Source organism: Levilactobacillus tujiorum, from assembly GCF_012641185.1.
GTDB lineage: Bacteria > Bacillota > Bacilli > Lactobacillales > Lactobacillaceae > Levilactobacillus > Levilactobacillus tujiorum.
In genome coordinates this window covers 108,438-131,647 of the sequence record NZ_JAAXLK010000006.1, presented here as the reverse complement: position 1 = coordinate 131,647, position 23,210 = coordinate 108,438, and the positions used below count along the sequence as shown (strand labels likewise).

The 23,210-nt window shown below is 41.8% G+C and carries 22 protein-coding genes and 1 pseudogene; 3 read left to right on the top strand and 20 right to left on the bottom strand.

Annotated elements, in window-relative coordinates; translation table 11 throughout:
* Positions 1-93: pseudogene (locus tag HF569_RS04635) on the top strand (IS5-like element ISLpl3 family transposase); the annotation flags it as partial.
* A gap of 3 nt (positions 94-96) precedes the next feature.
* Here HF569_RS04635 and HF569_RS12680 read toward each other — a convergent pair.
* The 14 genes from HF569_RS12680 to HF569_RS04565 all read right to left on the bottom strand — a co-directional run bounded on the left by HF569_RS12680 (position 97) and on the right by HF569_RS04565 (position 14,306).
* Positions 97-396: an acyltransferase family protein gene (locus HF569_RS12680; RefSeq protein ID WP_408610786.1), complete on the bottom strand. Its 300-nt coding sequence runs from the start codon at positions 394-396 to the stop codon at positions 97-99.
* Positions 397-556: 160 nt separating this feature from the next.
* The gene (locus HF569_RS04625) at positions 557-1,696 is read right to left on the bottom strand and encodes a hypothetical protein (protein WP_168901497.1); all 1,140 of its coding nucleotides are present in this window, start codon (positions 1,694-1,696) and stop codon (positions 557-559) included.
* 15 nt (positions 1,697-1,711) lie between these two features.
* Positions 1,712-2,722: a hypothetical protein gene (locus HF569_RS04620; protein ID WP_232842560.1), complete on the bottom strand. Its 1,011-nt coding sequence runs from the start codon at positions 2,720-2,722 to the stop codon at positions 1,712-1,714.
* An 84-nt stretch (positions 2,723-2,806) separates the two neighbouring features.
* On the bottom strand, positions 2,807-3,811 hold the full coding sequence (locus tag HF569_RS04615; RefSeq protein WP_168901496.1) for a Stealth CR1 domain-containing protein: 1,005 nt from the start codon (positions 3,809-3,811) through the stop codon (positions 2,807-2,809).
* A gap of 13 nt (positions 3,812-3,824) precedes the next feature.
* Positions 3,825-4,877 carry a glycosyltransferase gene (locus HF569_RS04610; protein ID WP_168901495.1) on the bottom strand — a complete coding sequence of 351 codons (1,053 nt, stop codon included), beginning with the start codon at positions 4,875-4,877 and terminating at the stop codon, positions 3,825-3,827.
* Positions 4,874-5,959 (bottom strand): glycosyltransferase, encoded by a 1,086-nt coding sequence (locus HF569_RS04605; RefSeq protein WP_168901494.1) that lies wholly within the window; start codon positions 5,957-5,959, stop codon positions 4,874-4,876. Before HF569_RS04605 ends, HF569_RS04610 begins: the two co-directional genes overlap by 4 nt.
* A gap of 56 nt (positions 5,960-6,015) precedes the next feature.
* Entirely contained in the window at positions 6,016-7,194 is a 1,179-nt protein-coding gene (locus tag HF569_RS04600) for a CDP-glycerol glycerophosphotransferase family protein (RefSeq protein ID WP_168901493.1), read from the bottom strand.
* A gap of 3 nt (positions 7,195-7,197) precedes the next feature.
* Positions 7,198-8,262 (bottom strand): glycosyltransferase family 2 protein, encoded by a 1,065-nt coding sequence (locus HF569_RS04595; protein ID WP_168901492.1) that lies wholly within the window; start codon positions 8,260-8,262, stop codon positions 7,198-7,200.
* Positions 8,263-8,310: 48 nt separating this feature from the next.
* Entirely contained in the window at positions 8,311-8,979 is a 669-nt protein-coding gene (locus tag HF569_RS04590; RefSeq protein WP_168901491.1) for a sugar transferase, read from the bottom strand.
* Positions 8,979-9,764, bottom strand: coding sequence for a tyrosine-protein phosphatase (locus tag HF569_RS04585; RefSeq protein WP_168901490.1), 786 nt, complete (start codon positions 9,762-9,764; stop codon positions 8,979-8,981). Before HF569_RS04585 ends, HF569_RS04590 begins: the two co-directional genes overlap by 1 nt.
* A complete protein-coding gene (locus tag HF569_RS04580; RefSeq protein WP_211089625.1) occupies positions 9,764-10,516 on the bottom strand; it encodes a CpsD/CapB family tyrosine-protein kinase in 753 nt (250 codons plus the stop codon). Before HF569_RS04580 ends, HF569_RS04585 begins: the two co-directional genes overlap by 1 nt.
* Before the next feature lie 9 nt (positions 10,517-10,525).
* A complete protein-coding gene (locus HF569_RS04575; protein WP_168901488.1) occupies positions 10,526-11,323 on the bottom strand; it encodes a YveK family protein in 798 nt (265 codons plus the stop codon).
* A 298-nt stretch (positions 11,324-11,621) separates the two neighbouring features.
* Positions 11,622-12,698: an LCP family protein gene (locus tag HF569_RS04570; RefSeq protein ID WP_168901487.1), complete on the bottom strand. Its 1,077-nt coding sequence runs from the start codon at positions 12,696-12,698 to the stop codon at positions 11,622-11,624.
* Between the two features lie 192 nt (positions 12,699-12,890).
* A complete protein-coding gene (locus HF569_RS04565) occupies positions 12,891-14,306 on the bottom strand; it encodes an amino acid permease (RefSeq protein WP_168901486.1) in 1,416 nt (471 codons plus the stop codon).
* Positions 14,307-14,930: 624 nt separating this feature from the next.
* On the opposite strand from HF569_RS04565, the gene asnA reads away from it, so the two are divergent.
* On the top strand, positions 14,931-15,938 hold the full coding sequence (gene asnA / locus HF569_RS04560) for an aspartate--ammonia ligase (RefSeq protein WP_168901485.1): 1,008 nt from the start codon (positions 14,931-14,933) through the stop codon (positions 15,936-15,938).
* An 82-nt stretch (positions 15,939-16,020) separates the two neighbouring features.
* Here asnA and HF569_RS04555 read toward each other — a convergent pair whose 3' ends face one another.
* The 6 genes from HF569_RS04555 to HF569_RS04530 form a co-directional block, all read right to left on the bottom strand.
* Positions 16,021-16,497 carry a type II toxin-antitoxin system antitoxin SocA domain-containing protein gene (locus HF569_RS04555; protein ID WP_168901484.1) on the bottom strand — a complete coding sequence of 159 codons (477 nt, stop codon included), beginning with the start codon at positions 16,495-16,497 and terminating at the stop codon, positions 16,021-16,023.
* A 140-nt stretch (positions 16,498-16,637) separates the two neighbouring features.
* A complete protein-coding gene (locus HF569_RS04550; RefSeq protein ID WP_168901483.1) occupies positions 16,638-17,141 on the bottom strand; it encodes a Panacea domain-containing protein in 504 nt (167 codons plus the stop codon).
* A gap of 251 nt (positions 17,142-17,392) precedes the next feature.
* Positions 17,393-18,613, bottom strand: coding sequence for an RNA-guided endonuclease TnpB family protein (locus HF569_RS04545; protein WP_168901482.1), 1,221 nt, complete (start codon positions 18,611-18,613; stop codon positions 17,393-17,395).
* Between the two features lie 170 nt (positions 18,614-18,783).
* The gene (locus HF569_RS04540) at positions 18,784-19,446 is read right to left on the bottom strand and encodes a potassium channel family protein (protein WP_168901481.1); all 663 of its coding nucleotides are present in this window, start codon (positions 19,444-19,446) and stop codon (positions 18,784-18,786) included.
* 13 nt (positions 19,447-19,459) lie between these two features.
* Positions 19,460-20,821 (bottom strand): TrkH family potassium uptake protein, encoded by a 1,362-nt coding sequence (locus HF569_RS04535; protein WP_168901480.1) that lies wholly within the window; start codon positions 20,819-20,821, stop codon positions 19,460-19,462.
* 237 nt (positions 20,822-21,058) lie between these two features.
* Complete coding sequence (locus HF569_RS04530; RefSeq protein WP_168901479.1) at positions 21,059-22,072, bottom strand: LacI family DNA-binding transcriptional regulator; 1,014 nt, start codon at positions 22,070-22,072, stop codon at positions 21,059-21,061.
* A 378-nt stretch (positions 22,073-22,450) separates the two neighbouring features.
* Here HF569_RS04530 and HF569_RS04525 point away from each other — a divergent pair, with 378 nt between their 5' ends.
* Positions 22,451-23,197, top strand: a complete 747-nt coding sequence (locus tag HF569_RS04525; protein ID WP_168901478.1) for a glutamine amidotransferase — start codon at positions 22,451-22,453, stop codon at positions 23,195-23,197.
* Positions 23,198-23,210 lie beyond the last annotated feature (13 nt).

Sequence of the window (23,210 nt, the reverse complement as noted above, 5' to 3'; positions counted from 1 at the left end):
AACTTTCGTAGGATTGCAACGCGTTATGATAAGCTCGCTCATGTTTATCTGGCTACGGTTTACATTGCCTCAATTTGCATCTTACTTAAGTAGTTTTCAGACGGACCCTAGTCTTTTCAATCCAAATTGATTAATCCCAAATAGTATGGTTAACAAGTATAAGACGACGGTATAAGCATATGCCTCTACCCAAATCCGAATCAGTGAACGTTTTTTAAATCGTGACTTAACTAAAAAGTATCCTGAAATCAACACAAATAAATCGACCCCTAATTTACCACCTATCCATAACGTATTGACCGATGATTCTATTGCCCATTTAGATGTTTTAAAAGACCAAGTTGTATGAAATGCGAAGTGCCCGAGTACAATTAGAAACATGCTAATTATCCGCAATAACTCAATATTAGATTCTCTTCTTTTTTTCAATATTTACCTCCATAGCAAATAACTAAATATTTTTTAATTGACTCACCACAATAATAAATTAACCAATAAGCAATTGATTGAAATACTAAAAAATAGTTTCCAGCTTACACAAATTTTCAAAACAAACCTACTTTTGTGGAAAAGAAGCATCTATAGAAAATAGCATGAAATCAAACCAAAAATACAAAAGGCTAGATTCACTGTAACCTAATATTAGCATCACAATCATCGGCATTACGAACATGACATTTCCCGCTAACTTTGCCCTTTTAGTGGCTATATATATTCCCCACAACAGGATTCCACCCCATACAATTCCTTCGTTAACTAAAATTCTTATGTACGAATTGTCAATCCAAAAATAACTCTGTAATCCACCTAATCCGACAACATTGCTCGTAACATGTTGACCTACTAATGTTGTTCCATACTCACTCAAAGCCCGAGAACTTAATGACAAACGACCGGTAGTTAACCTATCCAAATTTAAAAGCCAATCACTAGAAGAATTCTCATAAAATAGTGCGGTTCCATACGAGAAAATAAACACACCAACGGCTATTGAAACAACGACTGTAACCATATGATTTAACATGAATTCCGCAATTTTCCTTCTCGATAAAAGTACCCAAACTGTATAAGTAATTATTGCCAGTATCAAACTAGTACGTGCACCGGTCCTATAAATTAAATATAAAATTGGCAGCGTACAAATAAATAGACACAATTGTCGCCTAAATTTCCCACTAAAATTAAAAATGTACAATGCAGTGATCAGCATTGCTAACAGCACTAATCCAGCTGTATTGGGAAGCAAAAAACCGAGGGACGTTTTTATTAAATTATTTGCATCCCCTGTAGTTCTTGTTGTGATAACAGAATTAAACTTCCCAAAAATTGCTCCAAGGAAAATAACTATCGTTCCCAAACTTAAACCAGAAAAAAAAGTTACTGCGATCTTTTGAAAGTCAATTTTGCGTAATCCAAAAGCCAGACAAATTATTTGAAAAATGGCCATATCCTTACTTTCAATCCAGGTTATAATCGCAAGCAAAAATAGTAAAGAATATGCTAGTAGTGTTCTTAAACTAATGGGTCTTAAACTTCCCACCACGATTGGCACAATTATCAGTAGGGCTTCAAAAGCCTTAGCACCCATACCAAAAAAGCCACTCGTTAATGCTACACTGGACCGACTTGTTACTATAAGCGCCGCTAAGGCAAGTGCAATTGTTGCCAAATAAATATCTAACCATTTAACCTTCAAAACTCTACCTCTTTTTTAACATAAAGAATCAATAGCCATGTCCACTGCACGCTTTGTAAACTCACCATCTCGAATCATTTTCCCTATCTTTTTCACATTACGACACATTGTGCCATACTCCTCTTCAGAAATACTCTGAAGAACCCCCGGCAGGTCTTCCAAAGAATCGACACTTAAACCAACCTGATACTCTTTAACAAAAGCTGAAATTGCTGCCTGCTTCCAAACCACCACTGGCAAACCACAACTTAGATAGAGTGATACCTTATGAGGGTTATTATACCTTGTGTATTCACCAAATACTCCCGAATTAGTTATTAGCTCTGATCCATCCCAAACCAATCCAAAGCTTCCACTCAGAAACCTTGGCAACTCGTCTGGAGATTTTACACCTAAGTACGTAACTAAAGCTGTATATTTTTTGCTAGGATTAATTCCAAATAACTTAATTTTCAGATTTAGCGTCCACTTATCCATAAATGAAGCTTTTTCTAAATTACCAGCAAAAATCAATTCTTTATCTAAACCAGTATTTACCATCTTATTATCATTCAAGTAATCAAAAATCCCTAAAGAAACCATATTTGTTTTAACACCGATTTGATGCAACTTCTCTTTCATGATTTCATTATGAACAATTAGACAGTCAAACTTATTAAAAATAGCTGTCTCACGAATACTTCTAACTCGATTTTCTTTCAACAATCTGAGGCTCTCAACATCATGAACAATACCAACCAATTTAATTCTCCTGAACTTGCAAATTCTCAAAAATGTTTCTAGCTCAAGTAAGCTATACAATGGATATTGTACTACGATTAGATCACCAGCCGCTACAGGCCTTAAAACCTCTTTAATTTCCTTATGTGTCAAAAAAAGCTTTTTTATTTTATTATCAAAAATTTTAATTTCAATTTTTTGATAATTTTGATCAAATAAAATACGTGTAATATCCTTTTTTGCTTTGTCGCCAGCTGTATTTTTTTGTCCCTCTGTTACGTTGACTATGAATTTCTTCAAAACCATGTACCTACTCTTTCATTAAACTTCTGGACCTGAATTGAAGTTCACTCACTCTACCATGCCTTTTCACCGAGTCTACACTCTCCGTCACAACTCCCAGCTACTAGCATCTGGGAATTTTTCTTCAAGCTTTTTATCAAAAACATCTTGCAGATTTGTCGCATTAGTTAAATCATCAATATCATTGATGCAGACAGCTTTATACACTTTTGAACTAAGCGCTGTTGACCATGAATGTACTTGCCCCATATTGAAATATTTTCCAAACGGCAAGCTTTGAGTAACAAAATCCCCCGTCATCAAACGCCAATACCTTATCACCCAGTGACTAATATCAGTATTACTCCTAAATTTATGAGATACAGTTTCTCTCAATAAGCTCGGCTCTTCTTGCCAGACTGTTCTAAATTCCTCTTTTGTGTATGCAATTGGAAGATGAAAATCGTAAAATCCCATAATTCTTGAATAAGGAAAAGCTAGCATGTTGTGTATCAACATCTTTTTATACTTAATATTGAATATTTTTAAGAAGTTTTTTCTTTCAACTTCCCTTTTTTTAAAATGCTGATTTATTACCATTACACAATTAAGCTTAATTCTATCAAAATCAGACTCCGGGAAAATCGGATGAAATATAGCAGCATCAACCGGATGATCGTCTCTAAAAAAGTCCTCTGGTTGTACTGGAGCATTCAACAAAAAATCATCATTGAATAACACAAAGTTCTCACTTAATCCTGGTATCTTATGGGCATTCAGTTCAATCGCATTTGAGTTGAACGTTGGTAAGTACTGATGCTCAATAATTTCCGAATGATCAATAATTCTAATCTTACCTTTAACATTTAACCAATCCGGCTTCTGATGATCGGTAACTAAAAATATGTGATTTACCCAAGGGGCAAATTTATCAATAGATCTTAATAAATATTTCAATGCCCCGTAATCTCTGTATCTGTTTTCCGTATCGGCATCGTCAAGAAGATCTTCCTGCTTAACTTTTAAATTACTTTTTCTTGTCAGCTCTTTCTTCTCTAACCACTGCAAATCACTCCCATCAACCCACGGAATCACAAAATCTATACTCTTCACAGTCAATATCCTTTCAGTGCGTCCAGCTATTCAGTGCATTCACGAATCTCTTGTTATACCTATCACCGTATAAATTGTCGATACTCATAGGGATGCTTTTATAATCTGGATTTCTAACAACCGAGTTCAATGCCTTGAGAAAGCCTTCGAGATCACCGCATTGATATAAACAACCATTAACACCATTTTTAATAATGTCCCGCGGTCCTACTGGACAATCCGCGGCCACACATGGAATTCCTCGACTAACAGCTTCTGTTAGAACCATAGGAAGCCCTTCAAAAGTAGACGTTAACAACAGTGCATCAACTTCCTTCAACTGTCCCCACACATTGTCTACCCAACCATGGAAAGTAATCTTTTCCTGCATCCGTAGAGTTTCCGCGTACTTAGAAACTCTCTCAGTTTCACCAGTACCAAAAATATCCAAGTGCCAACTTTCCTCATATTGACTCAATCCGTCCAGCATCTCTTTAAGATTTTTCTGACCAACAAGATCAACTCTGCCAACATAAATAAGTTTGATAACTCCATCTTTTTTCCTCTTGATCTGCCGTTCCTGTTTAACAACCGGATTATAGATAATACTAATCCTATTTCTATTAATGCCTAATTGCACTAATTGTTCCTCAATTTCAGAACTAATAGCCAAATGATAATCTGCATATTTTAAAAATCTTGGATTAATAAAGCTAATACCTAAGATTGAAAAATGTATCCACGAAACTAATTTATACTTCTTCCTAAAAATTTTTCTGATAATATATGCTAAAACAATTTGACCTGTTCCGAGTGCCAAAACCACGTCTGCTTTTGACCACATGTAATGCCAAAGAGATCCCAATAACTTCAATACTTTATTATTACTATGTAATACTTCTATTGATCCTAAATTCGAAGCAGATTTTAACCACTTCGCATTACTGGCTTTACCTGTTAAAAATACATCGAAGTTAACTTCTTCTCCAATGCTTATATCATTCAGAACATACTTTATTACAGTCTCAGTTCCCCCATGCCCTGACAAATTTGCAGCTATTAAATCGATTTTTGTTTTTTCTGTCATGATATATATATATCCCTCACCTTACTTGCAATACGTACAATATCGTACCCTCTTCGACCCCAGCAATAAAAATCATTTTTAGTTACCGTCACTCTACCTGATTTTAAAATATCTTGAACCCAAGTCTCCTGACTTGACGGACAATCTACTGAAGCAAATTTCACTTGATTATCTAGTTTAACCTCATATGGTAACTTATCAGATAGTACACAAGGAAGGCCATTTGCCTGAGCCTCGAGCGCCACGATTCCAAAAGACTCATGCAAAGATGGGAGTGCAAAAATGTCAGCAGCCGAATACCATTCGGATACACTATCTCTTTTTCCCAAAAAGAAAACCAACCGCTCAATGCCTAAATCCATAGTAAGCTTCTTACAATCATTCATCAGATCTCCTTGTCCAATAAAAACCAACCGATAATTAGCATCTATCCGAACTAATCTGTGAAACAGTCTTATAAGGAAAGCTTGATTTTTTTCTTTTGTAAATGCACCCACACATAAAATCATTTTAGTATTTTCATTCAAATCCAGTTTATTCCTAAATAATTTTCTGTCTTCTAAGTTAAAACTAAATCTATCAAACCTGATTCCATTAGGTATTACTTGAAATTGCTTATCTTGACCAAACATAAACTCTCCAGCTGACTGACTTGCTGCTAACGCAACATCACAATTAGAAATCAAAAACTTATGTGTCAATTTATGAATAAGTGGATGATTGGTTTGAACCCCATGTGCATGAACAATGACTTTTGCATTCATCCTACGAGCCGCTAACTGCTCAAGAAGTATGGTTCCACTATTACCATGTATGTGTACCACATCATACTTATTTTTCTTTATGAGCCTACGCAATCTGAATATATACATCATTGGTACTGACTTTCTTGACTTAAACAAGTAAACTTGGTCGCCCCTTGCTAAAATTTCGTCCCTATAGTCTGCATCGATGTGATTGTTAATGGCAAAATCGAACTTCAATCCATCGTGTTTCATGAACCTATAATAATTCATAATGACAGTTGACATGCCATTTCTCCGAAGACGATTCGTACTAATAATCAAAATTCTCTTTTGCATGATCTTTCCCCCCAAACAAAACTTAGCCAACCGATACATGTACACCTTTTGAAGATCTAAGATATTGTTCCACTATGAACTATACGTTCAACTTTACCCAAAATAATTTTTGTAGATGTTGAATTTCTCACGTTAACTTGACGATTAAAGCACTTTAAACTATCAAGATTATAATTTTCAAGGTCGTTTATACCTTCGACTATACCCGACTCTTCATCTGTAAAGGGTAATCCTAGTACTTCCCTTGAAAAATATACCCCCCTCGTCCGCGTATAATCTTCAAAATCACCCGTATATAGAAAAATTGGTTTTTCCATTATGGCAAAATCAAACATAATACTTGAATAATCTGTAATCAATACGTCAGCAATAAAAAAAAGATCAACAAGATCAGAATAATTAGAAACATCGACTACACTATCAGAATCAACTAAATCATCTTGAACGTTATAGTGCGCCCTACTAAGAATTTCAAACCTTGAAAGTACTTTCTTCCATTGAACTGCGTTAAACCTCAAATAACTTTTTTGATTACAAAAACCATCCCTAAACGTTGGTGCATAGAGTATCACTGATTTATCATTACTCAAATGCAACCTTCGTTTTATTGCATTCGTCACACGTTTTCTATCTTCATTATTTAACCTTAAGAATCTCGTAATTTCATCATTTCTCGGCAATCCTGTGGAATAAATATTCTGCGAAGGGGTATTCGGAAAAACAGATTCAAAAATCATCTTATCCCTGAAACCACTAGCAGTTAGCATATCGAAATTAACTTTTTTATACCAATTTTTCATTAAGAAGTCTATACTTGGTTCTTTATCGCCCAAAACCTTCCAAGGAAATCCATGCCATGTATTAATGTAATAGACTCCATTAGGTTTATATGGCACCATTCTTTCAATACTTGAATTTGCAATCCAGAACCGGGAAGTGGCTAATATCAAAAAAAAGTGAAAACTATTAATGGCAACTTTCTGATCTGTCACTTCGGGAAACTTACTTGGGTCTTCGAAAGCCCACACACATTTTACTTCATGATAAAGATCAGACTCTTTAATCGATTCATAAACCGCCCGAGGGCTATCGCTAAATTGACGTCCAGAGAATGAAGCAAAAACTAACCGATTCTTTTTGAACGGTATAATCCTATTAAGTGTCCACATCAAAATTGTAATTATTTCCACATATAAATGGGATAAAATCATAGAATTTTTTAGTTTATTTTTCATAAACTACTCCTCTTTTGATCGCATTACACCTAGCTTTAACTGATAGAACAAGCCAGACATATTATTCTTAAAAAAAGAAATAAAGCTCCCCATTACCATCGTTAGATTAACCAATTGCAATCTCATTGGAACAAAACACAGACTCATAAGCTTCGATGAACTTATTGCAGATGAAATTGCTTGCCTCGATAAACCATCGCTTATTATTTTTTTTGTGATTCTTTTCTTCTCTGACCAGCTCAAATTAGGAGATGATTCCAACTCCTGAATACACTGCACTAATCTACTAGCATAATAATAATAGATAGCTCCCCAAGATTCTTCAGCCACATTCTGCCAATATGAGTAAACATCCAAAATATGTTCAAACTGCTGCTTTCTAATATCTATGAGGTTCTTATTAAAAACTGTAGTCGTTTCTGATCCAGGTCTAGAACGGAGAAATTGATAATCTGTGTTATCAACAACCGAGACTCTGCTGATATCTCTTATCACTTCCATGTTAAAGTGGAGATCATCCCACTTAACATTTGGGAATTTCAAATCATGTGCTTTCAAATAACTAACTAAATATAACTTGTTCCACGGAACAGCAATCAATGTATCATTAAAGTACTTGTAGGCACACTCCCGAAAACTTCCCTTCGTCGCATATGTTTCTTCTTTGGGCTTAACGACAGTTTTAAAACTACGCCCATTTTCAAAATATCGGTTAGTAAATCCAGAAATAATCATCTGGGCGTTATCTTTTTCTGCCTTAATAAACATATCTTCCAACATTTTAGGCTTTACTACATCATCTGGATCCATAAAGTAAATATATTTTCCTTCTGCAACAGACATTCCCAAATTTCGAGCAGAAGGTGCCCCTCCATTATCCTTATGAATGACCTTAATTCGACTATCCCGTTCACTAACTTTATCGGCCATCTCCCCAGACCCGTCAGTAGAACCATCATCAACGAGTATTATTTCAATATCTGTTAATGTCTGATTTAATAGACTAATAACTGCCTCTTCTAAGTACTTCTCAACATTATAAATTGGTACAACAACAGAAATACGCATAAAAACCTCTCATCCTAATACAATTGCAGCCGTAATTTTACGACTCAATTAATACGCACCATTGGGCTTAAAGAACACAGCAACTGTTTGAATTAATACATACAAGTCGAACCAGAAGCCACGACGATCAATGTACTCCAAATCCAATCGTACCATCTCTTCGAAATCAGCTTCATTACGTAATGTCACTTGCCACAACCCAGTACATCCAGGCTTAACTGCCAACCGTTGCTTATCAAATTCCGTATATTCCGCAACTTCACGTGGCAGAGGTGGCCGCGGGCCAACCAAACTCATCTGACCCAATAATACATTTACTAATTGAGGTAATTCATCCAGACTATATTTACGAATAAAACGACCCACACTCGTCACACGTGGATCTTCCTTCATCTTGAACATTGCGCCGTCAACATCATTAAGCTTTAATAACTTCTTCAGTTTCTTATCGGCGTCAACAACCATTGATCGAAACTTATACATTTTAAATTTTCGCTGTTGCTTGCCTAATCGCACCTGTGAGTAAAAAACTGGGCCAACAGGATCCTCTAATTTAATAGCTGTCGCTACAATTAGAAAAACCGGTGACAATATAACTAAACCAATCAAGCTTGCTACAAAATCAAAAACTCGCTTATCAACTCGGTATATGTATCGGTGCTGTTCATGCTGAACATCCACCGCTAGGGATTTAAGCTTTTCATTGCTATATTCCATTAGAACAACCAGAACCTCCGTTTCTTCTTCAACGCCGAAATTCGCTTTATTTCCGGCGTCACCACGATATCATCCCCATTAATAATCGCTTTAGCATTTTCATTAAACATCCGCGCGCTTTGCTCCCCAGCTTGCTCGACCAACTTATTAAACGCAGCATCCATCAAGAAGCGACGTCCTTTAAAGTTGTGAGCATCAGACGAAAAAGCAAACCCCAAGTTAGCGTTAATAATCTTTGCTGTTAAATTCTTAACACTATCCCCAAAGATTCCGAGATAGCTGCTACTGGTAAGTTGGGTTAGACAGCCCATTTCAACAAAATCATACAGACGATCCGGGTTCTTTTGAAACCCATGATTTCTTTCTGGATGAGCAATCACTGGTGTAATTCCTCGCGTTTGTAATTCAAAAATCATATTTTCGGTATACTCTGGAATCCCACTGTGCGGTAGCTCCAGTAACAGATACCGCCCACCTTCATCCATAAACAAGATGTCATCCGCATCCAATGCCTTCAACAGATCCCCAGTCAAGTGAACCTCCTGGCCAGGAAATACCGTTAGCGGAATCTTCGCTTCATCCAAAGCCGCCTGAAAGTCTGCCGTCTTAGCAATTACATCCTGCTTATGATTCAGATACATACCATCCATATGATGTGGTGTCACTAAAATGTGTGAGATCCCTTGCTTGACTGCCACTCGCGCCATCTTCAAGGACATTTCCATATCTTTCGAACCATCGTCGACTCCGGGTAGAATGTGACAATGTAGATCAATTAACCCCATTACTTACCATCAGCTCCATAATAACCACCGTAGTTACCACCATAATAGCTACCACCGTAATACCCTTCAGACTTCTGCGCCGTCACTCGGTTCATCACGGCCCCCAGAATATTGGCATGAACAGTCTCCAACAGCTGCTTAGCGCGCCGGACACCATTCTTATCCGCAATACCTTGTGGCACGACTAGGATCGTGCCATCAGTCCGCGCAGCCAGCAGCTGGGAATCAGTCACGGTGTTCACTGGCGGAGCATCGAAAATAATCAAGTCATACTTTTCGTTCAATTCATTCATAAGCAGTTGAACGCGGTCACTTCCCAACAATTCTGCTGGATTAGGTGGCACGGGGCCACTGGTGATGACGTCTAAATTTTCCACAATGGTTGGTTGGATTACTTCATCCAAGTCCATTGCTTGTGACAAATAGTTTGTCAGGCCCGCTCGATTATGAACACTAAACGACTTATGCACGGTCGGCCGCCGTAAATCTGCGTCCACTAAAACAACCTTGGTCCCTTGATCCGCCCAAGTAACCGCCATGTTGTTGCTGACAGTTGATTTTCCTTCAGAAGGCTCAGAAGACGTAAATAGAACTGACGACAAATCTTTCCCTACTGAAGAAAATTGGATGTTCGTCCGCACAGTCTTAAACTGTTCCGAAATCTGTCCTGTGGGATCGGTAAAGGTAACCAGGCCAACGCCATACTTTAAACTCGTATCATCTAGCTTCTTACGCTTTTTAAACCATGCCATCGTCATCACCTATACCCTTCTTCGACGTTTTCGTGTCTCAACGTCACCTTGCCCATCAGTAATCAACACACTGGATTCTGAATGATGGACGTGGCCAATTCGTTTTTTCACATCGGCTTGATCAATTTCACTGATCACACCCAGGCTTGTTAGCCCCAAATCGTCCGTCAAAAACGCCTCAGTCGTTACTGTCCGGTCAGTGATTTCACGAACGAACGCCAACATGATTCCCAACAATACTCCGGCAACTAAACCGACCAACAAATTCAACGTTTTTCTAGGACTCACTGCATGTTCGCTGGGGATTGCCCGAGAAACAATCGAGACATTATTGATGCTCATCATCTTAACAACCCGTTTTTTGAAAACCTTAGCCGTCTCATTAGCTATAACTGCTGCTGTCCTCGCGTCCGTTGATGTTGCCGTTACAGAAAAGACCTGTGAATTTGTCTGATTGCTGATACTAAGCGCGTCCTTAACCGCAGCCATTGATCCCGGATACCCCGGATAATCACTAACCGCCTTGTTTACCGTCGTTAAAACCGTCGGGCTCGTAATAATATCCTTATATGTACTAATCATTTGAACATCCGCTTGAACCTGTTGGAGTTGTGCCCCCTGATTCTCTGGTGATAACTTACGGTTAACCAGAATCTCTGTTGTTGCTTCATACTTCGGTGTCATGACAAAGAACGTCACAAAAACGGCCGCTATAAAAACTACCACCGTCGTAATGCCAATCATTTTAATATGTTTCCGCAAGATACCCACAATCTGCATCAAGCTTATTGTCTGTTCTGACTCCATATTCTCCTCCAACATCACAGTTTGTTTCTCGAACTTACTAAGTTATTAAAAAACGACAACAAAAGAAATGTTATCACTACAATTAATTAATATCAACAACATACGGCAATGGCCATTTGATTACACATAGAATAGTGATATGTAACTACATTATTATACTATAATACATTACTTACTATTAATACATTCTCATTACGGTTTTTCTGTCACATAATCCGAATAAAGCGCTTTTTTGTTCGCCTTTCAAACGATAAACAAAAAACCTCTTCTGCAATCAATTTTGCAAAAGAGGCTTTTATTAATTTCCCGGGTTCCCTGGTCCACCCTGAGAACCATTAGCATTCCCAGTATCACCGGTATTTCCACTACTATCCGTACTGCTTGCTCCATTGGACGTGCTCATATCCGCAATCGTCCCAGTTTTTTTGTAGGCCAGCCCCAATCCATTTCGAATATAATTCGTCACGCGTTGTAGTTCGGATTTTGAGGCAACTTCCATACTCTGCCCATTAATGGTTTCACTCGTTCCTTGCATGTGGGTCGTCTTAATATGCTTGGTAGCGGACAGGTAGTTCGTCGCCAATGCCGTCAAGTCGCTGAACGTCAAATCCGTCTGCGTTTGCTTGGTCAGTGAACGAATAAAATCTTCATTCAACAAGGTGCTGACCGAGCCCGACTTCGCCAACAGCGCCATAATTACCTTCCGTTGGCGCGTCTGCCGACCGTAATCTCCCTGGGGATCATCGTCTCGCATCCGAGCATAAGCTAAGGCCTTCTTCCCATTCATATGGGTCTTAACGCCCTTCTTGAAGGAATAACCACCATAACTAAAACTCAGGGTTGGAGTCACAGATACACCGCCAACCTCATCAATGATCTTCTCCATCCCCCCCATGTTAATGATGGCATAGAAATCAATCGGCACATTTAGCATCTGTTGCACCGTGGTGATCGCCGTCTTCGACTGACCGTATGCGTAAGCCGCATTGATCTTCGAGATACCGTAATCTTCATATCCCGGAATAGTCACCGCCGTATCCCGCGGCAAGCTGGTAATCGTGGTTTTATCCGTCTTCGGATTGATCGTCACCACCATCATGCTATCGGTCCGGCCCGCAAACGTCCGGCCCAACGCTCCCGTATCCGTCCCCATCAATAAGATTGAGATGGGTTTCTTCCCCGAAAGCTGTGCATTGACATTCCGTAACTTCTTCGCGCCCGAAGCCTTATAGGAAGACTTCACCGTATTCTTTAAACTCTCATATTTGTGCATGCCATACGCCGTCCCCCCAGCCAATAAAGCTAGGATCAGGACAATGATGATATTGCGGATGGGATGCCGCTTTTTTCTTGGTCTGTGTCGTGGTTCTATCATTCAGTATTTGCCACCCTTCTATCCCCCCGTTAACACACCGGAGGGGGTTAAATTATTCTCGCATGAACTGACTCGTCTATTATAGGGGTCTTTTCTTAACGCTTCCTAAGTTGATAACATTCTTAATAAAAAACGAAGCGTTGCCGTCTCTGCAGCAACGCTTCGATGTTAACGATCTTTCATCGTATTCAACTATGCTTGAGCTTCCAGCCGCACCCGACTGTGGTGATAGCCGTAGCTGACGTAAACAATCAGTCCGAGGACCACCCAGATACCAAATGCTTCCCACGTAAACGGCTGTAACTGGGTCATTAAGTACACACACGCCAGAAACGATGCAACCGGTAAAAATGGATACCACGGCACCTTAAACGACGTGTCCATATCCTTAAACCGCTCATCGTGGCGCAAGAAGACGATTCCTAACGATACCATGGCAAACGCCGACAAAGTCCCAATGTTCACTAGCTCTGCAATCTTGTCAATTGGAATAAACGCCGCAAAGACACTCGCCACTACCCCAAAGATCCAGGTGTTAGCCACCGGAACGTGCGTCTTCGGATGTAATTTCTTCAGCTGAGCTGGCAACAGGCCATCACGACTGATCGCAAACAACAGCCGCGTTCCCCCATAGGACATCACGATCAACACCGTCGTCATCCCCACGATCGCCCCAAAGGAAATCACGCCGGCTGCCCAATCCTGATGGATCAGGTTCAATGCAAACGCAACGGGATCGGCAACACCTAACTTGGTGTAGTGCACCACCCCAACCAGGACAGCTGACAACCCAATATACAGGACGGCCGCAACCAGCAATGACGAAATGATCCCAATCGGCATATTACGTTTAGGATTCTTCACTTCTTCACTGGCTGTCGACACGGCATCGAATCCAATGTAGGCGTAGAAGGCTACCGCGGCACCCTTGAAGACACCGTGAGCCCCATGCGGCATAAATGGTCGGTAATTGGCTGGTTTAACATAAAAGATAGCAATCGCAATAAATAACAAAATCACCAGAATTTTAACTACCACCATAATGTTATTGATTCGGGCAGACTCACGAATCCCCTTGGACAGTAATGCTGCCACCAACATGGTAATCAATAACGCCACGAGGTCAATCCCCCCGCCTTTGACACCGGCCGTTCCCGGCGCCGCTTGTAAGAACGGTGGTAACTTTACGCCAAAGCCCGCCAATAAGTTCTGAAAGTATGACGACCAGCTCACCGCAACGGACGACACGGCGAAAAGATATTCTGAAATCAACGCCCAGCCCAAAATCCACGCCACAAACTCGCCAAACACGGCGTATACGTAGGTATAGGCGCTCCCAGCAAGTGGAATCGTCGACGAGAATTCCGAATAACACAGCGCGGCCATCGCACAGACGACCACGGCAATCACGTAAGATAGCATGACACTAGGCCCCGTATAGTTGGCCGCAATCAGACCGGGCGTAATGAAGATCCCGGATCCCACGATCGCGCCAATTCCCATCGTGGTCAGACTAAACGCGGTTAAGGTCTTCTCCAACCCCGTTTTCTTATATAAATCGGTCTGCACCTGCTTTTTAATAAATAGCTGTCGTGAATGTTTACTCATTGTGACGCCTCCCTTCATCCATATAATGAGATTTTGATAAGACTAATTATTATATTCTAATTTCGTTTAGACTGAAAGTCAAGCTGAAAATGCCGCTGAAAGCGTATTCCATGGCACTTTGTCGCCAACTAGTGGTCTCCAAGCTCGTCATTTAGTTAAATTATGACTGGCTAACCGAATAAAAAAGTTAGAACCCACACCGACCCGCTTTTAATCTACGTTTTACCGTCCATTTATAATAAGATTTCTCGCGAGATTTTAATTTTATTGTTTACAAATCTCAAAAAGGTGCTAGGATTAATGCCATAAGATAAAAAACGGAGGAAAGACGAGTACGTCTGGTCAGCCTGTCAGTGAGTTGGGAACTAGTGTAAACCCAATCAGTGTTTGACTATTCGGAATAACACTTTCTTAGTTGCTTCCTGAAACGACTTGATCGCAGTAGGGTTAGCCGTCAACCGGTACGTTACCATCGGTAGAGTATGTTTGTACTCTAATTGAGCTGGCCTATTTCTAGAGTGGGCAACTTGGGTGGTACCGCGAAAGCTTTTTCGTCCCTTGATAATACAAGGAATGGAAAAGCTTTTTTATTTTATCTGAATTAAACCCAAAGGAGAATGGCTTATGCATTTAATTATTCCAAAATCATACGATCCAAAGCTATCTATCAAGGAAACTCAAGAAGCAATCCGCTTTATCCGGGAAACCTTCCAGGAAGAATTTGGGAAGCAACTCAACCTCTCCCGGCTGACTGCCCCGATGTTCGTGGAAAAATCAACTGGGCTGAACGATAACCTGAACGGTACTGAGAAGCCGGTCTCCTTTACGATGGCTGACATGGGCGATGCCACGATTGAAATCGTCCACTCACTTGCCAAGTGGAAGCGGGTCGCCTTGAAGAAGAACGGTTTTAAGATGCACGAAGGCCTCTACACCAACATGAACGCTATTCGTAAGGACGAAGATCTCGATAACTTTCACTCCGCCTACGTTGACCAATGGGACTGGGAAAAGATTATCGCTAAGGACGAACGCACTGAAGAGACCCTGAAGGCCACCGTACGGACCATCTTCAAGGTCATCAAGCACATGGAACACGAAGTTTGGTACAAATTCCCACAAGCCGTCCACCACTTACCAGACGAAATCCATTTCATCACTACCCAAGAACTAGAAGACATGTACCCTGAAATGACGCCGCGGGAACGCGAGAACGCCATTAGCAAGAAGCTGGGATGCGTCTTTCTGATGAAGATCGGTGGCGCTTTGAAGAGTGGCAAACGTCACGACGGCCGGGCCCCCGACTACGATGACTGGGAATTAAACGGGGACATCATGTTCTGGTACGAACCCCTTCAGCAAGCCATCGAAATTTCCAGCATGGGTGTCCGCGTTGACGCCGCCTCCATGCAAAAGCAATTAAAGATTGCCCACGCTGAAGACCGGCTCAGCCTTCCCTACCACCAAATGATCATGAACGGCGAGCTGCCTTTCACCATCGGTGGTGGGATCGGCCAATCTCGGCTGTGCATGCTGCTCCTCGGCAAAGCCCATGTCGGTGAAGTTCAAACGTCAATCTGGCCCCAAGCCATGATCGACCAATGTGAAGCTGCAAACATCCACTTACTTTAATCGACCCGATAAGAATACCCTTCAGCAATCACGGAAACTTGTATCCGGTACTGCTGAAGGGTATTTTTCTGGTTTATAATCTTTAATCTGTTTTAATTCGGGCAATCACTTTATCCTTAAAATAATCTTCCATCACATGCATGTCGATCACTTCTCCCGGCATCGTCTCAGCCCAGGGTTGATCGCACTGCACCCGCTCCATCAATTCAATGGCGGACAGGTTGCCAAAGGTTTGCCACACGCAGTCCAGAATGGCTCGAAACTGCGGTATGCTCGCTAAGTAGTCATAATCAGCACGATCTTCAGCCGAGAGATGACCCACAATACCGGTCTGGCCGGCATAACGTGCCTCAACCGCCGGAATCAGCACGCCATGCTCACCAGCGACGAGTTCGTCAGAAAAAGCATTAATCCCGTAAACGACCACGCAGATGCCCTGAACGTAATAGAGTAACTGTGTCATCTTACTCCGGCTCAATTCATCCGCATCGAACACCTGCATCTGTTGCGCGCTCTTGACTCGAAACCAATTGACCATTTGATCGATATCGTTGTTCACTTCGGACCCTCCTTAGAAAGCCTTCCTGTCAACTCCGCTTACTCGTTTCGCCTAGCCCCATCATAACAAGCCTACTCATCAGAAACAACCGTATTTGCACACACTGGATAAAGTACTTAATGCTTAAAAGATATCCTCGGCTAATGGGCTGCGTCCACCACCGGGTCCACTGTCAGCTCCTCGGGCAGCGCCACGATGTCCGTCTGGAAATAGGCGGTCATCCGCGCTGGATCAATCACTTGTCCAACGGGCGTCTCTTGGCAAGGTGCTTCTTGCAGCAACTGCTGGCGTAATTCAACGGTCGACATATCACCAAACGCCTGCCATACTGCGTGCAAGACATCTAACAACTGTGGATGCTCATCCTCGATATGCTGATCATCAGCCCAAGCCTTCCGACCAATCTTACCCACGATACGAATCCGATTATGATATTTATCATGAATGGCCGCAATTACCGGCCCGTTTTTTCCGAGAATGATATCATCTTTAAACGCCGGTACCTGATACAACGCTAAGTACGTGCCTTGAATGTAGTAAAGCAGCGCCATTACCTTCCACTGCGTTAATTCTTCCGCACCGTACATCCCCATCTGAGCATGACTCTGAACCCGCAGCCAATTGACCATCCGTTTAACTTTCATGAACACGTCGTCCCCTTTATCAGTTAACTTCTAGTGGTCTAACCATAACAAGCACCTCGCCGAAATTCAATCAGAATCGTATCTACCCCATCAGCTATCTAATGACGAGACAAGTCAATTACCTCCGAATAAATTCGGAGGCTTGTCGCTCACGTGTCTGATGACACAGTAGTCTATCATCCCAATTGAGACTCCTACTCGTAGTGGCAACATCGTCGGGTAATTGACAGATACCCGTTTAACTACCAGGTTTACCCGGTAGTTGTTATTTTCTTAATTTTGGGATTTCTGACTCCACTCAACCATTTCTGTCCTAGTAGCGCAATATTCATGGCCCCTAACCGATCATCATTAGACCGATACTGGCACTGACGACAGTGATATTCATGGGTTTCATGATGCCGATTAGCTCTTTCAATCAATCCACACTTGGGGCAACGCTGTGAAGTGTACGCTGGACTCACTTTCACAATGGTACTTTGTATTGCTTGTGCTTTGTATGTCAAAAACGATTCAAGCTGGAAGAAGGACCAGGACCGATGACTATTCCGTAACGATTTAGGCAAGTCATCCGTATTGAACGTTACGTTAGTCAAGTCTTCTAAAACGAAGAGCGTATGTGGTCCATAGGCTGTCACGAGTGTCTTAGATACCTGATGATTTATGTCAGCCATCCAGCGGTTCTCTCGTTGGGCCAGTTGCTTTAACTTCTTCTTAGCTGATTTAGTCCCTTTACTTTGTAAGTGACGGCGATTCTCCAAGAACTTCTTACGTTTAAGCAAGATTTTCTGACCACTGAAGAACAGCGTCTTTCCCATGTGATCATAGGCCGTTGCTAAAAAGCGCAGGCCACGGTCGATCCCTACTACCTGAGTTTGCTGTCCTACAGTAAAATCGGCCACTTCCTTCGTAATCCCAATGTGGAGCGCCCATTTGCCTTGAGAATGAACCAGTCTGGCAGTTCCTAACTTCCAGCCGCTCTGGAAGTATTGCTCAAAGCCTTTAATCGTAAAACTCATTTTGATCCTTTTCTCCAACGTTGTAAGTGAAACCTCGGTTGAATCATTCACGAAAGAATAGTTGCTGTTTCGGACTAAGTCAGCTTGTGGTCGTGAGAAATGAATGGGCTTGAACAGCCAGGTTAGATCTTTTGGCATTTGCACCCATTTCCCGTATTCATCTTGATAGCGGTAAGGGTGCTGTTTCATTTGTGCTAAGACTGTTTTGTAACGGGCGACGACGGTTCGAAAAACAGATTGAATCATCTGGCTATTCAAAGGTGAAGTTTGTCGAAACAATTGATACAGGGCATGATTGATTTTCAATGGACTCAAAGGAAAATCATGATCGAAGACCCACTGACTGGTCAAATTTGCCAAACATTGATATTCATGGCTCATTGCCAAGAGTTGCTGGGCCTGGATAGTATTCGGATAGAGTCTCAACTTCAACGTTCGACCTAGAACAGTCATGTTGCACCTCCCCTAAAGATTGGATTAAGTATAGCACTTATCCACTCTTAATCAGGGGAACGTACGTTTTAGAAAAGGTTAAGCTTTCGCATTCATCCTTTGATTGAAATCAAAGGTTTTCTGCTGAAGTTATATAAAGCACCCATTAGTCTGGGTGCTTTACGGATGACTTATTTTTTGAGAGCTTCGTCTAAGGCCTCAACGTGCTCGATCGGACCAACCACCGTCAACACATCGTGGAGCTGGACCATGTCGGTCGGCTGCGGTGAGATATTGATCTTCTGCCCGTGCTGAATGGCAATAATGGTTAGATCGAACCGTTTCCTCAAGTTCAAATCAATCAGATTCTGGTTCACAAAGGTCGGATCGGTAATCACCACTTCAGCCAGCGTATACTTATCGCTCAAATCAATAAAATTCAGAATGTGGTTCGACAAGAGCTTGCGGACAATGCTGTGACCCATGTCACGTTCCGGGAAGATCACTTGATCGGCGCCGACTCGTTTCAGCACGCGGCCGTGATCACTCGTTTCTGCTTTAGCAATAACCTTCTCCGCGCCGAGCTCTTTCGCCAACATGGTCGTCAGAATACTGGCTTCCATGTTATTGCCAATTCCCACAATCACGTAGTCAAACGTATCAATGTTCAGCTCACGCAAGACCTCTTCATCCCGCGTATCAGCGATCAACGTTTGCGTGGCAATCTCGGTCATTTCATTAACGGGGGTCTCTTGCACATCAACAGCCAACACATCCTGATGCGTCTCAGCCAGCGTTTCCACCACGCTTTGACCGAAACGGCCGAGACCTAATACTGCAAAACTCTTCTTCATCGTTCAGACTCCCTTAACCAATTAAGATATTTTCTTCCGGATAACGAATCAAGTTCTTCTTAACCTGCCGCCGTGACAACGTGTATAGCGTGGTAAAGATTCCCACTCGGCCGATGAACATTAACAGCATAATCACAACTTTGCCAATCACGGTCAGATGTGGGGTTAGGCCCAAGCTCAGGCCCACGGTGCCGAAGGCCGAGAGCACTTCAAAGACGATGTATTCCAGACCAAAGTTGCGCGGAATCTTTTCCGTTTGCGTCAAGACCAGAGTGGCCAAGGCAATAACGACACTTGCCATGAAAATCAGCAGCAGCGCCCGGCTCACGTTTGCTTGACTGAACCGCCGGTGGGCAAATTCGGCATCTTTCTTTCCCCGTAGCTGGGCAATGCTTTGAATCATCAGCACGCCAAACGTCGTCGTCTTAATCCCCCCGGCAGTCGACCCAGGCGTCCCACCGATAAACATCAGAATCATAATCAGAAAGATACTTCCTGGGCGCAAGGACTCCGTTGGCAATGAGACTAACCCGGCCGTTCGCGGCGTCACACTGAGGAAGAGGGTGTTAATGGTCCGATTGAACCACGTCGTCCCCTTGGGTAGGATGCTCAGGTCGCCTTCTGTCACCAACAGAATCACGAACCCAATCACAAATAAGGAAAGGGTCGTCACCAAGGTCAGTTTAGAATTTAACGTCAGGCGTTTCCGCTCGTGAAAGAGCAGCAGGTCACGCCAGACTAAGAACCCTAATCCCCCGGCAACAATCAGTAGCGTCGTCACCAGCAGCATGTACGAATCATCGCGAAAGCCCATCAGACTATTGCCAAAAATATCGAACCCGGCATTACAAAACGACATCACTGAATGAAAGAGTGACACGTAAAGGCCGCGTGACCAGCCATACCGTGGAATGAAGTCAAAGGCAAACAGGGCCATCCCCGCTGCCTGAAATAACGCCGATAGAATAATGACGTACTGCATCACACTCTTGGTATCATGCAGGTGCTCGAGATTTAGTGATTCCTTGACCATCAGTTGGGTTGAGAGGTTTAAATGCCGCCGCATCACGTTGAACAACAACACCGCAAACGTCATATACCCCAGCGCCCCAATTTCCGTCATCACCATAATGGCGACTTGACCAAACGGGGTCCAGGTATCCGCAGTGTTCACGACGGTTAGCCCGGTGATACAGGTTGCTGACGTCGCCGTGAACAGCGCGTTAATGAACGCCACCGGCCGGCCATAAGTGGCCACCGGTAGACTCAGCATTAACGTCCCTATCGCAATGATTAAAATAAAACCCATGACCATTTTCTTCGATAAGGTATTTAAAAATAAATCGTAAAACTTCGAATGTCTAATCTTTTCCATGATTATCCCTTACCTCGTATCAGTTGTCCATTCCCCCAGTCTAAGACAACCCTCGAGGGAAAACAACACCCAAATTGAGGACCCCTGATACAACTAATCATCCTTTACAATACAAAATCTAGTTCTATATAAAGTGACAACATTGTAGCCCGGAAATAGTTCAGCTGTCTTTTATAGCAAGGATAGTCTAACAAAGGAATCTCGTAATAACAACGAGCTTTCCTAGTTGGTGTTTTTTCAACTCAGCGACTTAATGGACTGTCGTTTTATCAAACTGACCTGCAACTTTTCATTTATAGGTCGCTTTTTCCCTTCAAGTTGTCGGCGTAAAATTTGAACAGATCGGCGCCCTAGCTCGGCAACATCTTGCCGAATTGACGTAATCGTAGGATTAAGTACTTCATTAAAGTAAGAATCATCATACCCAACTACAGAGTACAGGTCAAATAAGTTCTTTTTTTGTTCGTTAGTACGTTTAATTGCCCCATAAAGCATCAAATCGTTACAGAAAAAAATAGCCGTTATCTTAGGATTTTTTTCAATCTTTTCAATGATATCGTAACCACCGTTGACATCGTAATCAGATCTAAATACCAGGCCATCATCAAATGGAATGCCGTTATCCCCAAGTGCCTGCTTATATCCGTTCAATCGATTTTCCGCGTTCACATATCCTTTATTCCCAGTCACGATTGCAATATGACGATGACTATTATCTACTAGAGCCTGGGTTGCCAAGTAGCCCCCTTCAAAACTATCTAAGTTAACCTGATTGATAGCCAGCTCACTGTCAGCATTTACAAGTACAAACGGGATTTGAATATGTTTGAGAAAGTCATCAGCCACATCTTGCCCTTGCGCGTACAAATCATTAGTCGGAACCAATAAGATACCGTCCACGCCTCGATTAACCAATTGTGCAATCTGTTTAGATTCATTTTTATGATTATCATCTGTATTAATAGTTAAAGCATAATATCCGATCTCTGCTAAATCATCACTGATTGCTTTAATCAGTGCAGAGTAAAAGGGATTATTGATATTTGGAACCACTACACCAATCGTATTCGATTGATTCTTCGCCAAGGAAACAGCCGACGAATTAGGCACGTAGTTATACTTTCTCGCAACTTCCTTGATCTGTCGCTTCTTATCCTTGGTAATTCTGACATTTTTATCGTTCAAAACTAAGGAAACCGTCGTTACAGATACGCCAACCATCTCCGCAATTTTCCGCATCGTAAGTTTCACTGGTCGTTTCCTCCCTTTCCTAATAATAACGATTATACTCTTTTAAGCGGTTACACACGAAACGTATTCATCACTCTGAAAAACTTCTGTAACCAAATTTTTCTAAAAAAGTTTTAGCATCCATCACATGCAAATAAAGCACCTAAATTAGCCGTTTTCTTTAAGTATATTTTCACTACATCAATATTGAATACTGGCTTTTTTCGAATGGTAGCGTTTACATTTTCAAAACTCTGTGCTATCATTCACCTTGAAATGATAAACCGGTTTAGCATACGACAAATAAGCATTCTTATTCGTCAACATTTCACATTTTATTTTACATCTCATCAAATTATAGCTCACTGCACTACTAAAGAATATCGGAGGAAAAATACTATGGCAAAGGTACTTTTAGCTGGCGAATCTTGGATTGTTTCAACCACTGAATATAAAGGATACGACTCATTTACTAGTTCTAAATTGGAAATTGGCTGCACGGAGTTACTTGACAGTTTGAAAAAACTTGGACATGACGTTCACCACATTCGAGCTCACGATGTTCCTGAATACTTTCCATGGAGTCGGCAAGACCTCGATCAATATGATGTCGTCATCCTATCAGATATCGGAAGTAACTCTTTCAACCTTTCGAATGACGTCTTTGCTAACGGCAACCCTTCAATTAACAGATTAGCCTTACTAAAGGACTGGGTTGCAGATGGTGGCGCATTATTCATGGCTGGCGGTTACCTCTCATTCGCCGGATATGAAGGAAAAGCCCATTATCACAATAGTCCAATCGAGGATATTCTCCCCGTAAATATCCTGCCATACGATGACCGCGTGGAAGCACCCCAGGGACTCCACCCAACCATCACCGACACAAATGCTATTACCGATGACTTAGGAGATTTCCCCGTTATTCTTGGGTATCAAAAACTTCAAGCTAAAGAAGACGCCCAAACGTTAATAACGGTCGATCACTCGCCCCTGCTGGTCACAGGAACATATGGCAAGGGCCGTTCTCTAGCCTATGCAACGGACATTGCCCCACATTGGGCATCCCAGCAATTTATGGACTGGAAAAATTACGGTGAATTCTTCTCAAGATGCATTAATTGGTTAGCTAACGAAAATCATTAGCCACAACGCTGTT

Excerpts from the sequence above, each read along its gene's own strand:
- HF569_RS04620 (WP_232842560.1), bottom strand. The coding sequence starts at position 2,722 with ATGGTTTTGAAGAAATTCATAGTCAACGTAACAGAGGGACAAAAAAAT.
- HF569_RS04585 (WP_168901490.1), bottom strand. The coding sequence starts at position 9,764 with ATGGGGTTAATTGATCTACATTGTCACATTCTACCCGGAGTCGACGAT.
- HF569_RS04610 (WP_168901495.1), bottom strand. The coding sequence starts at position 4,877 with ATGACAGAAAAAACAAAAATCGATTTAATAGCTGCAAATTTGTCAGGG.
- HF569_RS04525 (WP_168901478.1), top strand. The coding sequence starts at position 22,451 with ATGGCAAAGGTACTTTTAGCTGGCGAATCTTGGATTGTTTCAACCACT.
- HF569_RS04535 (WP_168901480.1), bottom strand. The coding sequence starts at position 20,821 with ATGGAAAAGATTAGACATTCGAAGTTTTACGATTTATTTTTAAATACC.
- HF569_RS04545 (WP_168901482.1), bottom strand. The coding sequence starts at position 18,613 with ATGACTGTTCTAGGTCGAACGTTGAAGTTGAGACTCTATCCGAATACT.
- HF569_RS04565 (WP_168901486.1), bottom strand. The coding sequence starts at position 14,306 with ATGAGTAAACATTCACGACAGCTATTTATTAAAAAGCAGGTGCAGACC.
- HF569_RS04605 (WP_168901494.1), bottom strand. The coding sequence starts at position 5,959 with ATGCAAAAGAGAATTTTGATTATTAGTACGAATCGTCTTCGGAGAAAT.
- HF569_RS04550 (WP_168901483.1), bottom strand. The coding sequence starts at position 17,141 with ATGAAAGTTAAACGGATGGTCAATTGGCTGCGGGTTCAGAGTCATGCT.
- HF569_RS04540 (WP_168901481.1), bottom strand. The coding sequence starts at position 19,446 with ATGAAGAAGAGTTTTGCAGTATTAGGTCTCGGCCGTTTCGGTCAAAGC.
- HF569_RS04590 (WP_168901491.1), bottom strand. The coding sequence starts at position 8,979 with ATGGAATATAGCAATGAAAAGCTTAAATCCCTAGCGGTGGATGTTCAG.
- HF569_RS04595 (WP_168901492.1), bottom strand. The coding sequence starts at position 8,262 with ATGCGTATTTCTGTTGTTGTACCAATTTATAATGTTGAGAAGTACTTA.
- HF569_RS04600 (WP_168901493.1), bottom strand. The coding sequence starts at position 7,194 with ATGAAAAATAAACTAAAAAATTCTATGATTTTATCCCATTTATATGTG.
- HF569_RS04575 (WP_168901488.1), bottom strand. The coding sequence starts at position 11,323 with ATGGAGTCAGAACAGACAATAAGCTTGATGCAGATTGTGGGTATCTTG.
- HF569_RS04570 (WP_168901487.1), bottom strand. The coding sequence starts at position 12,698 with ATGATAGAACCACGACACAGACCAAGAAAAAAGCGGCATCCCATCCGC.
- asnA (WP_168901485.1), top strand. The coding sequence starts at position 14,931 with ATGCATTTAATTATTCCAAAATCATACGATCCAAAGCTATCTATCAAG.
- HF569_RS04580 (WP_211089625.1), bottom strand. The coding sequence starts at position 10,516 with ATGGCATGGTTTAAAAAGCGTAAGAAGCTAGATGATACGAGTTTAAAG.